Raw genomic sequence first — 13,999 nt, 5'->3', positions numbered from 1 at the left:
GCCGGAGAAGGCTCCCCGACCCTCCGCACCAGCGTCACAAGCCCACACCGAGGGGATCGACGCGGCACCGTTGCAGCGCCTCCCGACCCGCGTCCTCCTCGGCGAAGGGGTAGTCGTCACGCGGGACGTCATTCGCGTAGTCGGACGTCGAGTACGACGTCGGCACGACGCCGGAGCGGGCGAGGCACTCCACGACCAGCGTGGTCTCGTCGGCGCGCTCGGGGTTGCGGTGCGTCCAGCTGGAGAGGGCGCCGATCTCGGTCTCGCCCGAGCTGCGGGAGCAGCCTTTCACATCTTCGTTGGCGGCGTCGGCGTCGGTATCCGGAGCGAACGTCAGGTGGAACGACCCGTCGAGCGCGTACTCGTCGATGCCGTAGCCGAGGTCCGCCACGCACCTGATGAAGCGGTCGATCATCTCCGCGCGCTCCTGCTCCGAGACCACGCCGTCCTCGATGACGGACCGGGTGAAGTCGTCCGTCGCCCGGTCGTAGGCGGCGGCGAACTCCGATGCCCAAGGACCACTGAAAGCAGGCGTGCCGAGAGCCGGTTCGGACTGCCCGTCCGGACCCGCGGCACTCGTGCACGCGGTCAGACCGAGGACAAGCGCGGCACTCAGCGCGACGAGCGTCCTCCCGATCGGCCCGCCGGGCCGGCTCTGCACGGGGTGGGCGGGACTCGCTGTCCGACGCGTCACCGTCCACCGACCCGCTCGAACCGCTCCCGGACCCACCGAGGGTGGACGAGCTCGCGCCAGGCCCAGCCGGCCCATGAGACCTCCGGATCCGGGATCCGCCGCTTCCAGACGGAGGCGCCGTACGCCGTCGCGGCGAGGGTGGTGGCGGTGCCCGCGAGCAGCGCGTTCCCGAGGGCGACGGAGTTCGCACCGAGCATCGCGAGGAGAACGGCCAGGACGAGGACACCTGCAGCGAGCACGCCCTGCCGCCGTCGCGGTGCGCGCCCTCCTCCGATCAGCAGGCCCGCGAGGAGACCTCCGACGAGAGCGACGATGGTCACGGCCCGGTCGTCCGATCCGCTCGGTCGCCTGGGCCCCGATGACGCACCTCCACGGAAGGAGTCGGGGACGAGCGAGGCCAACGCGTCGTCGCCTCGGATCCGTCACCGTCACACCAGCGCACCTGCGCCGTCGGCTCGTCTCCACCCATGCCCGCAACCTCCGGAGTGTTCACGTCGCTCCCGCGAACGACTCCCCTGAGTCAATACGAGTATTGCCCTTGGTGGAGCCGCTGGCGCGAGACGCAGCCCGGCCGCGCACCCCCGCACGACTCCCCGGACATGTCGATCACCGCATCCTCGGCCGGCCTCACCCGAGAGTCGGGGAGGGCCGCCCGCTCGAGCGATCCCGCCCCCGAAACGACGGAAGGCCCGCTCTCTCGAGCGGGCCTTCCGTGTGGTGGTGGATCCGAGGGGATTCGAACCCCTGACCTCTTCATTGCGAACGAAGCGCGCTACCAACTGCGCCACGGACCCGTGCCTTCCGAGCCGTCACCGGCCCGAACAACTCGTCCACATTAGCACGTGGCCGAGGGGCGGAGGACCGGTCAGGCTCCGCGGCGGCGCTGCAGGGCCTGGTCGAGGTCGATCGCGTCGACGCCCTCGACGACGCCCATCGAGGCGAAGCGCGAGGACGGGCGGGGCGCCTCGGGGACGGGGACCGGGCCGGTCGTGCGCGGCGAGCGGATCGGCGCGACCTCGGGGGCCGACGCGGCGGCGCGCTGGGCGATCTCGGCGTCCGCGGCGGCGGCGCGGAGGCGCTCCACGGCGTCGATCGAGGCCATCGCGCTGGCCGCGACGGTGCCGCGGGACAGGTAGAGCGGCTTCGGCAACGGCTGCGGTGTCCAGCGCGTCTCTTCGGCAGCGGCGGCCTCCTCCTCGGGGGCGGCGGCCTCCTCGGCGAGCTCGGCCTCGAAGACCTCGGCGCGGCGGCGGGCCACCTCGGCGGTGCTGGTCAAGACCGCGGCGGGAGCAGCGCTGCGCTGCCGGCCCGGAGCGAGCAGGATCAGGGTGCCCAGACCCGCGGCCAGCAGCAGCACGCCGACGAGCGGTACGACGCCCGCACCGCCGAAGGGCAGCATGACCAGCCCGACGAGGGCGACGACGAGGCCGATCAGCACCGTCAGCGCCGCGCCCTGACGCCAGCGCATCGCGCCGGGAGCCGTCCGCGTGCTCTGCCGCGTGCTCACGGCCGCCCGCCGCAGCGCTTCGCGCGCCGCCTTCTCCGCCTGTGCCAGCTCCATCGCCTGTGCCTTCTCTTCGGCTCGTTGTTTGGTCTCGGTCGCCCGGAGGGTGCGCTGCTGCAGCGCGACCTCGCGGGCCGTCGCCTCCGCACGCACGTGCTCGGGCACCTCGGCGGTCTCGGCGAGGATCCGCAGGGTCTGCTGGAGCCTCACCGCGTTGCGCTCGGTCGCGTAGAACGACCGCCGGCGCATCCACGCGGGGATGAGGTAGGCGACCCACAGAACGGCGGCGAGCGCCCAGACGACGCCCCCACCCAGCCAGTCGCTACTCATGCGACCAACGCTAGGAGCACGGGGCGCTCCCGTCCGTGATTACGGGTAGGTGTGTCCGTGCGGATCGCGGATCAATCGGCTCCCCGTCGGGGGGACACCGGCGCCGTCGGGCGGCCCGGAGAGGCCCGATCGGCGGGAGGCGCGCTGGTCGGCGTCGGTCGGCACGCCGACGTCGCTCGGCACCTGGCCCTCGAGGTAGCGGCGCAGGACACCGCGCGGCACCTCCTCCGCCACGAGGGCGAAGCAGAAGTGGTCGCGCCAGTCGCCGTTGATGTGGATGAACCGGCGGCGCAGGCCCTCGTAGCGGAAGCCGAGCTTCTCGACCACGCGCAGGCTCGGCCGGTTCTCGGGGCGGATGCAGATCTCGATCCGGTGCAGGCCGAGGTCGAAGAAGGCGTGGTCGGTGGCCAGCGCCACCGAGACGGGGGTGATGCCGCGGCCGGCGTAGCGCTCGGAGACCCAGTAGCCGATCGAGCCGGAGGAGAGCGAGCCGTAGCCGATGTTGGAGATGTTGAGCTGGCCGGCCAGCTCGCCGTCCCAGTCGATCAGGAACGGCACGCCGCCGCCGGCGCGCGCGTTCTGCTGCAGCGAGCGGATGCTGGCCCGGACGTCGAAGGCCGCGCCGCCACGCGGGTCGGACGCCTCCCACTGCCGCAGCCAGGCGCGGTTCGCGATCAGCTCGCGCTCGAGGGGGCGGGCGTCCCGGACCCGGATCGGGCGGATGGTGACACGACCCTCGGTGAGCGTCGGTATCGGCAGCGGCATGTGCTGACCCTACTGCGCGGTCGCGGCGGTCGAAGGGGGTGGACCGGAGCGCCGGAACGCGGCAGGGGCCGGAGCAGCGGGGGGCCGCCACTCCATGCTGGTCGAGTAGCCCCGGAGGGGCGTATCGAGACCCACGTCCGCCAGAAGGGCGGGTCTGCAGGCTCAGCTGCAGACGACGGTGGATCTCGATATGCCCGCTGCGCGGGCTACTCGATCAGCATGCAGAGGCCCGCCCGCTCATGAAGAGGCGAACCCGTCGGACTTCATGCTGGTCGAGTAGCCCCGGAGGGGTGTATCGAGACCCACGGCCACCAGAAGGGCGAGTCTGCAGACCCGACTGCAGACGACGGCGGATCTCGATACGCCCGCTGCGCGGCCTACTCGATCAGCATGGAACGGACGCCTGCTGTGCGGGCTGCACGATCAGCATGCGCGGGCCGCGCAGCGGGCCGTGCGAAGAGCAGCGCCCGCGCAGCGGGCCCCGCTCAAGGGCGGGCCCCGCCCCGCGGGCTCCTCGCTCAGAGGCCCGCGACGAAGTCCTTCAGCCAGGGCTTGAGGTCGACGCCGAGGTCCTCGCGGTCGGAGGCGAGCTGCACGATGGCCTTGATGTAGTCGAGCTTGTCGCCGGTGTCGTAGCGGCGGCCGCGGAAGACGACGCCGTAGACGCCGCCGAACTCGGCCGGGTCCTGCGCCATGCGCTCGAGGGCGTCGGTGAGCTGGATCTCGCCGCCCTTGCCGGGCGCGGTGTGCTCGAGCACGCCGAAGACGTCGGGCTTGAGGACGTAGCGGCCGATGATCGCGAGGTTGGAGGGTGCGTCCTCCTTGGAGGGCTTCTCGACGAGGCCGGTGATGCGCACCACGTCGTCCTCGTCGGTCGTCTCGACCGCGGCGCAGCCGTAGAGGTGGATCTGGTCGGGGTCGACCTCGAGGAGCGCGACGACCGTGGTGTCGCGCTGCTCCGCGACGTCGATCATGCGGGTGAGGAGCGGGTCGCGGGCGTCGATCAGGTCGTCGCCGAGGAGGACGGCGAACGGCTCGTCGCCGACGTGGCGCTGAGCGCGGGAGACGGCGTGGCCGAGGCCCTTCGGCTCGCCCTGGCGGACGAAGTGCACGTCGGCGAGGTCGCTCGCGTACTGCACGTGCGCCAGCTTGGCGTCGTCCAGCTTCTTGGCGAGGTTCTGCTCGAGCTCGGGGACCGAGTCGAAGTGGTTGGCGAGCGCGTTCTTGTTGCGCCCGATGATGACGAGGACGTCCTGGAGTCCGGCGTCCGCGGCCTCCTCGACCACGTACTGGATCGCCGGCTTGTCGACGACGGGCAGCATCTCCTTGGGGATGGCCTTGGTCGCCGGCAGGAAGCGGGTGCCGAGACCGGCGGCGGGGATGACGGCTTTGCGGATTCGAGTGCCCATGGGGCGCCATACTAGCGGCGGCCGTGGTCGGGCACGTTTCGGCCCCGAGAGGGGCTTGCCAACGGTGTACCCCGCTCGCGGACAGAGCCGCCGCAGGACTCCTCACGATCGCGACCCCGGACTCCTCACGACCGCGACTCCGGACTCCTCCACGACCGCGGCTCCGGCCGCGAGGACGGCCCGACACCCCCGATCTAGACTGGGCCCCATGCCAGCCGACATCACCCACGAGAAGCGGGCGCTGCGCGCCGAGCTCCGTGAGCGCCGACGCACGCAGACCGCCACCGCCCGCGAGCAGGCCACCCTGCACCTCACCGAGCACCTCGAGGAGCTGGCGACCCGGGTCGGCGCACGGTCGATCGCCTGCTACCTCTCGGCGCCGGACGAGCCGAGCACCCGTCCCTTCCTCGGCTGGGCCGAGAGCCGCGGGATCCGGGTCCTCTTCCCCATCTCCCGCCAGGACGGCCTGCTCGACTGGGCGGTCGGCGACGGCCACACCGAGACCCAGGGCCTGTTCGGGATGCCGGAGCCGGTCGGTCAGCTGCTCGGCCCGATCGCGATCAACGACGTCGACCTGATCATCGTCCCCGCCGCCACCGTCGACCGCTCGGGCATGCGGATGGGCTGGGGCCGCGGCTACTTCGACAAGACGCTCGGCTCGATGGAGAAGTGCCCGCCCGTCTACGCGGTGGTCTTCGACAGCGAGTTCGTCGAGCACGTGCCCAGCGAGGTGCACGACCAGGCGGTCGACGGCGTCGTCACTCCCTCGGGCATCGTCGACATCCGCCGCTGATCCACTCCCCCTCTTCCTCCTCTCTCCCCCGCCGCCGCCACCGCTTCAGGAGCACCAGTGCCCACCTACTCCTACCGCTGCACCCAGTGCGGCAACGCCTTCGACATCCAGCAGAAGTTCACCGACGACACCCTCACGGAGTGCCCGAGCTGCCAGGGCGCGCTGCGCAAGGTCTTCAGCGCGGTCGGCGTGACCTTCAACGGGTCGGGCTTCTACCGGACCGACTCGCGCGCCTCGGGGTCCGGTTCCGGCTCGAAGGAGTCGAAGGGCGAGTCGGGCGGAGGGTCGTCCGCTCCCGCGTCGACCGGCTCGGGTTCCGGCGGGTCGTCCTCGGGCGGCTCCGGCGCCTCGTCGGGCTCCTCCGGGTCGGGATCCTCCGGCTCCGGCTCCTCGTCCTCGGGATCGGGCTCCGGCTCCGGCTCCGGCTCCGGCTCCGGCTCCTCGGGCTCCTCCTCTTCCTCCAAGCCCTCGTCCTCCGGGTCGGGGTCCTCCTCCTCCTCCTCCTAGGGCCGCCGCTCCCCCGGGAGCGAGCCCGCCTCCGCGCACCTCACTCCGCCCGCCGGCAGAAACGGAACAGATCATGATCAACGGCTTCAAAGAGTTCATCCTCCGCGGCAACGTCATCGACCTGGCGGTCGCCGTGGTCATCGGCGCCGCGTTCACCACGATCGTCAACGCGATCGTGACGGGCATCTTCAATCCGATCATCGGCGTCATCTTCGACGCCTCCTCCCTCGAGACGCTCGTCTGGACGATCCGCCCCGAGGGCAACGGCCAGGAGGCGTCGGTCATCGCCTGGGGCAGCGTCCTCTCCGCCCTGATCCAGTTCGTCATCGTCGCGTTCGTGCTCTACTTCGCGTTCGTCCTGCCGATCAACCACCTCAAGAACGCCGCGTTCAAGAAGAAGATGGACGACGCCCCGGCTGCCGAGGACAAGGCTCCCACCGAGCTCGAGCTCCTCGCCGACATCCGCGACCTGCTCGCCAACGGCGGCACCGCGACCACCGCGAACTCCGGCAAGCACGTCGACTGACTCCCGCTGACGGGCGGAGAGGGGCGGCGATCGCGAGGTCGCCGCCCCTCTCGCCGCGTCCGGCGGTGTCCGCGGAGCGCACTCCCGCGGCGTCCGTCGTGTCAATTCTTGTTAACGGTAACAAAGTGCTCGCGTGTCGCCCTCGCGAGCCTTTAGTGTGTGGTTCCTCACCACCCGTGCGACGGAGCACCGGCACCCTCACTCCCGAGGGCCCGCGGCCTCGTCGCCCTCTCGACGACGAGGAATCCTGCATGAGACGATCACGATCGACGTTGCGGACCGCTCTGGCGACCACGACGATCGCAGCCACCGCGCTGCTCGGAGCCGCCCTCCCGGTCTCCGCCTCCGGAGCGACGGCTCAGCCGCTGCTCCACTACAGCTTCGACACCGCGCCGACCGGCACGACCGTCGCCGACACCAGCGGCAACGGCTACAACGGCACCCTGCGCGGCAGCGGCGCCACCGTCGCCGCGGGCGCTCTGAGCCTGCCGGGCGGCTCGGCCGCCGCGGCCCCCTACGTCGACATCCCGACGGCGGGCCTCGTCGGCAAGAAGGACCTCACGGTCTCCACCTGGCTGTCGAACCGGACCGGACCCGCGAACACCGCGGCCGCGTTCCTCGGCGCCCCGGTCGCGGCCGGCGCGTCCTACTCCTCCGGCTACTACCTGCTCAACCCGACGAACCCGGCCGGCTTCGTCAAGTCGGTCGTCACGAACGCGACCAACGCCGGCGCCCCGTGGGGCACCGAGGTCGGCCCCGGCTCGACGAACGCCGCCAGCACCGGCCTGCGCACTCCCGCCGGCTACTCGCTCTACACGACGGTCATCGACGGCACGAACGGGACGCTCTCCGTCTACGTCAACGGCAACCGGATCGGCCAGAACGCGATCGCGCGCAACGTCTCGTCCTTCGGCGCCTCGCTGGTCGGCTACCTCGGCCGCTCGACCTACAACGACGCCGGCTGGAACGGCCTCGTCGACGACTTCGCGGTCTACGACAGCGCGCTCACCGCCGACGCCGTCACCGCGCTCTACTCGTCCCAGGCGATCGACCGAGCCGTCGTCTCCGTCAGCATCCCGACGACCGCGACCGCCGACTTCGCGCTGCCCACCAGCAGCGCCGGCGTCGCCGTGACCTGGCGCTCGAGCAGCGCGGCCATCGCCGTCTCCGGAGGCAGCGCCGTCGTGACACGACCGGCCGCCGGCTCCCCCGACGCCGCCGTGACGCTCACCGCCACCTTCACCTCCGGCAGCGACACGCGCACCGTCGACTACCCGGTGCTCGTCACCGCGCAGCTCGCCGACGCCGACAAGGTCCAGCGCGACCTCGACGCCGTGACCGTCGCCCAGGCCGGCGACGTCCGCACCAACATCTCGGTCCCGGCGCGCGGCGCCCTCGGCTCGAGCATCGCCTGGAGCGTCATCGGCTCGAGCGCCGCGACGATCCGCGACGGCAGCACCGCCGACAGCCGCACCATCGTCGTCGAGCGCCCCGCCGCGGGCAGCCCGGCCGTCGACGTGACGGTCCGCGCGACCGCGACCAGCGGATCGGTGACGCGCACCCGCGACTTCACCCTCCGCCTCCAGCCGCTGCCCACGGGCACGGACGACACCGAGGCCTACGTCTGGGCCTTCTTCACCGGTGAGGGCGCGGGCGCCGAGCGCGTCAGCCTCGCCGCCTCGAAGGGGAACGACGCCCTCGACTGGAACACCCTGAACGGCGGACAGCCCGTCTTCACCTCCGACCAGGGCACCAAGGGCCTGCGCGACCCGTTCATCCTCCGCTCGCACGAGGGCGACACGTTCTTCATGCTCGCGACGGACCTCAAGATCGACGGCCTGGCCGGCGGCTTCGACACCGCGCAGAAGTCGGGCTCGAAGTACATCGAGGTCTGGGAGTCGACCGACCTGGTGAACTGGTCGGCGCAGCGCCACGTGAAGGTCTCGACCGACTTCGCCGGCAACACCTGGGCGCCCGAGGCGTACTGGGACGACGACCTCGACACCTACGTCGTGTTCTGGGCCTCGAACATGTACCCGACGACGAACGCGGCCGACCGCACCGCCGTCACCTACAACCAGATGATGTACGCGACCACCGACGACTTCGTCACCTTCTCGGAGGCGAAGCCGTGGATCGACGTCCAGCGCGGCACCGGCCGCGGCACGATCGACTCGACCATCGCGAAGGACGGCGACACCTACTACCGCTTCACGAAGGACGAGGCGTCGATGACGCTCCGCGAGGAGAAGAGCACCGACCTGCTCGCCACGGTCAGCGGCTCGCTGCCCGGCACCTCCGGACCCGCGGACGAGTGGACCCTCGTCAAGGAGCGCGTCGCCTCCGGCCTGCCCAACGGCGAGCCGAACGGCACCTTCACCAGCGGTGAGGGCCCGAACGTCTTCCCCGCGAACGAGGGCGACGTGAACGGCCTCGACTGGTTCCTCTTCATCGACCAGCCGGACTACCACGCGGGACCGAACCACTACATCCCGTTCGGCACCGACGACCTGGCCGCCGACGCCTGGCAGCCGCTCGGAGCGAAGCTGCGGGAGAACCTGCCGCAGAACTCCGACGGCGGCAAGCCCCGCCACGGCACGGTCATCCCGGTGACCCGCGCCGAGTACCAGCGGATGCTCGAGGCGTACGCCCCGGTGATCGCCGTCACCTCGGTCGCTCCGATCGCGGTCTCGACCGCGGCCGGCGTCGCCCCGGTGCTGCCGAGCGCGGAGCTCACGACGGCGGACGGCGCGAAGCGCACCGTCGCCGTGACGTGGGACGCCGTCGCCCCCGCCTCCTACGCCGCCGCCGGCACCTTCACGGTGCGGGGAGTGGCGCAGGACGACTCGCGGATGCCGGTGACCGCCACGGTCACCGTGCAGTCGTCGCTGAAGCTGACGGCCGCGGCGAGCACCCGCTGCGTCGCCGGCAAGGTGGTGCTGACGGTCGTCGCGACCAACGGCGACACCGTCCCGATGGACGTCACCGTCACCTCGACGGCGGGCACGAAGTCCTTCGCCGGCGTCAAGGCGGGCTCGAACGCCTCCGCCGCCTTCACCGTCCGGGCCGCCCAGCTCGCGGCCGGCGAGGCGACGGTCACGGCGACCGCCTCCGTCGGCGGCAAGTCCGTCACCTCGACGGTCAAGGCTCCCTACGCGGCCCGCACCTGCGGCTGACCCGCTCCCGCGACGACGACGGCCCATCGTGCTCCGGCACGGTGGGCCGCCGTCGTCCGCGGCCCGCGAGATGCCACTTGTGCACGCTTTTCACGGCGTGTCGCGCGCACAAGTGGCATCTCGCGGAGGGGGTCAGTAGTGCGGGGGGACGTCCTGGCGGAGGCGGGCGTCGTTCGGGCCCGTGTCGGGGCGCAGGGCGGGCGCCTCGGGGTCGGGGACGACGGCGTCGTGCGGCGACGGGTCGGTGCCCGGCTTCGCGGGCAGGGTCGCGCGCCGGCCGCCGCGCGAGCGCCGGAGCGGTCGGTCGGCGCCGGCGGGCGCGGCGGCCCGGGAGTCCTCGGGCACGCTCAGTCGGCGGGCAGGGGCGTGATCGGCTGCGTCTCGTTCGACGCCGGGGCGGCGTCCTCGACGATCGGCGCGCCGGCGCCCACCGGCACCTCGATCGGACCGGTCGACGTCTCGTCCTGCGGGGCGCCGATCAGCCCGGCGACCCGCGCGGCCACGGCCTCGGGGTCGGCGAACAGCTCGAAGTTGTGCACGCGGAGGTAGTGCCAGCCCAGGCGGCGCAGCAGCTCCGGCCGCAGCCGCAGCGAGACCCGGAGGCTCTGCGTGCTGACGTCGCGGTCGGTCTCGACGACGACGGCGCGGGTGCCGTGCGCCGCGACCAGCGCGAGCTTGCCCTTGTGGCCGATGTTCACGCGCAGTCCACGGCGCTCGAGGCGCGCGGCCAGGTCGACCAGCATCGGCTCGGAGTAGTCGTCGCGGTCGCTCGGCTGGACGCGGTCCTCCGCCTCCTGGAGCACCTGGGCGAGCGCGACCATGCCGTAGCGCATCCGCGACTCGTCGATGTCGCCGGGGCGGAAGCAGGAGACGATGTCCATCGACCGGCGGGCCCGGGTCATGCCGACGGCGAGCAGGCGCTCTCCGCCCGGCTCGGCCAGCGCACCGAAGTTGGAGAGCAGGCGGCCGTGCGGGGTGCGGCCGTAGCCGATCGAGAAGATCACCCGGTCGCGGCTCTGCGCCACCGACTGCTCGAGCGTCACCACCGCGAACGGCTCGGGCCGGTCGCCGAGGATGAAGTCGTTGAGGTCCGCGCGCTTCGCGAACGCGGTGAGCACGGCCTGCTGGACCCGGACGGCGTGCCGCGGGCTCGCGGTGATCACCATCAGCGACTCGCGCGGCCGGATGACCGCGTGCTCGAGCACCAGCTCGACCACCTTCGCGACCTCGGCGTCGACGGACTCGACCGCTCCGGAGTCGTTCTCCGGCATGCCGTGTCCGCTGGCGATGTAGTGGAAGCGGAGCGAGTCGTGCCCGAGGAACGAGCCGGCCCACGGCAGCGAGTCGATCCGGCCGCCGTAGAAGCGTCGGTTCACCAGCTCGGCGAGGTCCTCGCCGCCCGCGCGGTAGCTGCGGGTGAGCGTGACGGTGTTCAGCAGCTCGCCGAGGCGGGCCAGCGCCGACTGCGCGTGCAGGGCCTCGACGTCGGTGCGCGAGGCGGCGCTGCCGAACTCGACGGTCTCGTCGACCCGGAGCGAGAACGGCGTCGGCGTCTGCGTCACCGGGTCGCCGAACGCGACGACCTGCTTGGCGCGGCGGATCGCTCCGACGTTCTCGGCGAGGGTCGTGGCGCCGGCGTCGACGAGGAAGACCGCGTCGAAGGTCGTCTCGGTGCCGATGCGGTGCACCTCGTAGGGCGAGGCGAGCCAGGCCGGAGCGAGCACCCGCGAGAGGTGCGGCGCGGCCTTCTGCAGCTCCTGCGGCGTGGTCGACGCCTCGGAGCGCAGCAGCGCGCGCAGGGCGTCGCGCTCGAGCTGCCAGTCGACGAGCCCGATCTTCCAGGTCTCCGAGAGCTTCCAGGCCAGCAGCTCGGCGCTGGAGGCGGCGTGCGCCTCGTCGACGAGCTTGAAGTCCGCCTCGAGGCGGTCGAGCACGCTGGTGTTGCCGCCGAGCAGGGCGCGCTCGTCGGTCAGCATGATCTCGAGTGCCGAGCGCCACCAGGCGAGGTCGAGCTCGATCGCGACCAGCTCGGCCGGCACGTGGCGGCGCGAGAGGTCGGTCAGCAGCGGGTCCAGGCCCCACTCGCGCAGCGTCGAGAGCAGCGTCGTGCGCTCCTGCAGGTTGGCGAGCACCTCGCTGTCCTCGGCGAGCCCGGAGACCATCGAGACGAGCTCGGCGAGCGGCAGGGAGGCGAGCGGCGTGCTGCCGCCGCGACGGCCGAGCGGCTCGTCGAGCCGGCCGAGCTGGTCGGACACCTGCTGGAACCCGACCTGGACGTCGGCGACGCCGACCGGCACCTCGGGGACGGTGCCCGCGACGGCGTAGCGCTGCCAGAGCGTGCGCTGCTGCTGCACGCGGCGCAGCGACGCGTTGAGGTCGGTCACGTGCGCGCCGGGCCGCATGTACTCGCGGGCGAGCTTCTTCAGGCGGCGGCGGTTGGTCGAGGACATCTCGGCGGCCTCGCGGCGCGGCGAGGTGGCGACGATGAGGTCCTGGATCGAGCGGTCGAAGACGGCCGGCTGGAACTTGTCGAGCGTCTCGCGGACGTCCTGCAGCAGGCGCAGGTAGATGCCGAGCTCGGCGACCGACTCGAACGGGCGCATGCGCGTCTGCGCGATGACGTCCTGGGCGCGGTCGAGCAGGCGCGGCAGGTCGCGCAGGTGCAGGCGTTTGGCCAGCTCGTGCGCGGCCTCCGCGTCGGCGGTCGAGTCGAACTGCGCGCCGTACCAGGGCGAGTCGCCCGGTCCGTAGCGGAACTCGCCGAGACGGGCCGACTCGATCAGCATCCGGGTCGCCTCGGGGCGGCTGTGCGCGAGGGCGGTGACGGCGCGGCGGTCGAGGCGGGCGGCGGTGGACGGGGGCGTGCGCAGCTGCGAGAGGCGCGCCAGCTCCTCGAGGGCCTGCAGCGCGGACACGCCGAAGCTGGGGTCGCGACGCGAGAGCGCGCCGCGGTAGTCGAGCAGCACCTTGCGCAGGCGCAGCAGCGCGTCGTCGATCTCGCTGACGGAGGGGCGCGCGGCCTTCTCGTTGCGGCCGATCGACTGGATCAGGTCGCGGCGGAGCGTGCGCGGGCTGACGGCGATGCCGCCGAGGCCGGCGGAGAGCAGTCGCTGGTGGATGCTGTCGAGGCTCGAGCGGCGGGCGCCGACGACGAGGACGCGCTTGTGCTGCGCGGCGAGCGCGCCGATCGCATTGACGATCGTCTGCGTGCCGCCGGTGCCGGGGAGGGTCTTCACGACGAGCGAGTTGCCGGCCGCGATGTTCGCGATGACCTGCTCCTGCTCGGCGTCGGCGTCGAGGAGGAGGTTGTCGGTCGCCGGCGGACGCTCGTCCTGCGGGATGATCGACGCCACCTTCTGCGACTGCTGCAGCGCGCGCTTGGCGGCCGGGTTGCCGGCGACCGCGTCCAGGACGGGGTGCTCGAGCATCCGGGCGTCGCGGAGCATGTCGCCGGCGACGTCGGCGAAGCTCGACACCACCAGGCGCGGGTGCACGGCGAACCAGGGCAGGTGCGAGGTGAGACCGCGGAGCTGGTCGATGACCGGCTGCGGCTTGAAGACGCCGCTCTGCACCGCGAGCTCGACGAACTGCTCGGGGTCGATCGTGATGCCGAACTGCTGCTTGAGCGCGCGGGCGAGCTGCGGGTTGAAGTAGGGCTGACCCTTCAGCTTGAGCTCGAAGTCGCGGCCGTAGCGGCGGATCGCGAGCGGGCGCAGCAGGACGGGGGCGGTGAACTCCGTCTCGCCGGCACGCCACTGGGCGAGGCCGATCGCGAGGTGCACGCCCTCGATGCCGCGGACCGAGCGCAGCTCGATCCCCTTGTCGGTGATGGCGGCGGCGGCGTTCTTCGCGGTGCGCAGCGCCAGCTCGTCGCGGATGAGGGAGGAGAGCAGGGTCGTCTTGCCCGAGATGAACGGCGGCAGCCCGCCCGGGTGCGTGGTGGACAGCTCGATGCGGGTGCGCGGGGAGTCGACGAAGTGCAGGAGCGGCGAGGGGCCGCCGACCTTGGCGAGCTCCTCCCGCCAGGACTGCCAGACCGGGTCGGCCGCGTTGCCGCCCTGGTAGCCGGCCTCGCCGCTCGTCACCTGGACGGGCGTGGTGGCGTTGGAGGGGAGCTGGAGGGCGGACGCCTCGCGCGGGTCACCGGACTCGGGGGAGGTCGCCACCGGTCCGGCTCCTGGGAAATCGTCGACACGTTGCACACGGACACCCTAAGCCGGGGATCTGCGAAAGGCCGTAGCGACTCGGATCGGCCGGACGACCGACGCGTCACCCGCGTCTGGGGGTCGTGCGGG

11 protein-coding genes and 1 tRNA gene are annotated in these 13,999 nt (G+C 72.3%); 4 read left to right on the top strand and 8 right to left on the bottom strand.

The window, feature by feature from the left end:
- Positions 1-34 precede the first annotated feature (34 nt).
- The 6 genes from EDF45_RS04970 to galU all read right to left on the bottom strand — a co-directional run bounded on the left by EDF45_RS04970 (position 35) and on the right by galU (position 4,702).
- A complete protein-coding gene (locus EDF45_RS04970) occupies positions 35-694 on the bottom strand; it encodes a hypothetical protein (RefSeq protein ID WP_148060220.1) in 660 nt (219 codons plus the stop codon).
- Positions 691-1,014 (bottom strand): hypothetical protein, encoded by a 324-nt coding sequence (locus tag EDF45_RS04965; protein ID WP_123735162.1) that lies wholly within the window; start codon positions 1,012-1,014, stop codon positions 691-693. Before EDF45_RS04965 ends, EDF45_RS04970 begins: the two co-directional genes overlap by 4 nt.
- Before the next feature lie 398 nt (positions 1,015-1,412).
- Positions 1,413-1,488 (bottom strand) — tRNA-Ala (locus EDF45_RS04960).
- A gap of 71 nt (positions 1,489-1,559) precedes the next feature.
- Positions 1,560-2,528, bottom strand: coding sequence for a hypothetical protein (locus EDF45_RS04955; protein WP_123735161.1), 969 nt, complete (start codon positions 2,526-2,528; stop codon positions 1,560-1,562).
- 39 nt (positions 2,529-2,567) lie between these two features.
- On the bottom strand, positions 2,568-3,293 hold the full coding sequence (locus EDF45_RS04950; RefSeq protein ID WP_123445236.1) for a GNAT family N-acetyltransferase: 726 nt from the start codon (positions 3,291-3,293) through the stop codon (positions 2,568-2,570).
- 518 nt (positions 3,294-3,811) lie between these two features.
- Positions 3,812-4,702, bottom strand: a complete 891-nt coding sequence (gene galU, locus EDF45_RS04945; RefSeq protein WP_123445235.1) for a UTP--glucose-1-phosphate uridylyltransferase GalU — start codon at positions 4,700-4,702, stop codon at positions 3,812-3,814.
- A gap of 208 nt (positions 4,703-4,910) precedes the next feature.
- Here galU and EDF45_RS04940 point away from each other — a divergent pair, with 208 nt between their 5' ends.
- The 4 genes from EDF45_RS04940 to EDF45_RS04925 all read left to right on the top strand — a co-directional run bounded on the left by EDF45_RS04940 (position 4,911) and on the right by EDF45_RS04925 (position 9,704).
- Positions 4,911-5,495 (top strand): 5-formyltetrahydrofolate cyclo-ligase, encoded by a 585-nt coding sequence (locus tag EDF45_RS04940; RefSeq protein ID WP_123735160.1) that lies wholly within the window; start codon positions 4,911-4,913, stop codon positions 5,493-5,495.
- A 57-nt stretch (positions 5,496-5,552) separates the two neighbouring features.
- Entirely contained in the window at positions 5,553-6,002 is a 450-nt protein-coding gene (locus EDF45_RS04935; RefSeq protein ID WP_123735159.1) for an FmdB family zinc ribbon protein, read from the top strand.
- Positions 6,003-6,075: 73 nt separating this feature from the next.
- Positions 6,076-6,528: a large conductance mechanosensitive channel protein MscL gene (mscL, locus tag EDF45_RS04930; protein WP_185020085.1), complete on the top strand. Its 453-nt coding sequence runs from the start codon at positions 6,076-6,078 to the stop codon at positions 6,526-6,528.
- Positions 6,529-6,779: 251 nt separating this feature from the next.
- Positions 6,780-9,704 (top strand): immunoglobulin-like domain-containing protein, encoded by a 2,925-nt coding sequence (locus EDF45_RS04925; RefSeq protein WP_123735158.1) that lies wholly within the window; start codon positions 6,780-6,782, stop codon positions 9,702-9,704.
- A gap of 132 nt (positions 9,705-9,836) precedes the next feature.
- On the opposite strand, the gene EDF45_RS04920 is transcribed toward EDF45_RS04925, so the two are convergent.
- Together EDF45_RS04920 and EDF45_RS04915 are read right to left on the bottom strand one after the other, a co-directional pair.
- On the bottom strand, positions 9,837-10,049 hold the full coding sequence (locus EDF45_RS04920; RefSeq protein WP_123733856.1) for a hypothetical protein: 213 nt from the start codon (positions 10,047-10,049) through the stop codon (positions 9,837-9,839).
- Positions 10,050-10,051: 2 nt separating this feature from the next.
- Positions 10,052-13,870, bottom strand: coding sequence for an ATP-binding protein (locus tag EDF45_RS04915; protein ID WP_397459995.1), 3,819 nt, complete (start codon positions 13,868-13,870; stop codon positions 10,052-10,054).
- Positions 13,871-13,999 lie beyond the last annotated feature (129 nt).

Source organism: Rathayibacter sp. PhB186 (genome assembly GCF_003751825.1).
GTDB classification, from domain to species: Bacteria; Actinomycetota; Actinomycetes; order Actinomycetales; family Microbacteriaceae; genus Rathayibacter; species Rathayibacter festucae.
Note: the sequence above shows the minus strand (reverse complement) of the source record. Positions and strands in the feature narration are given on the sequence as shown.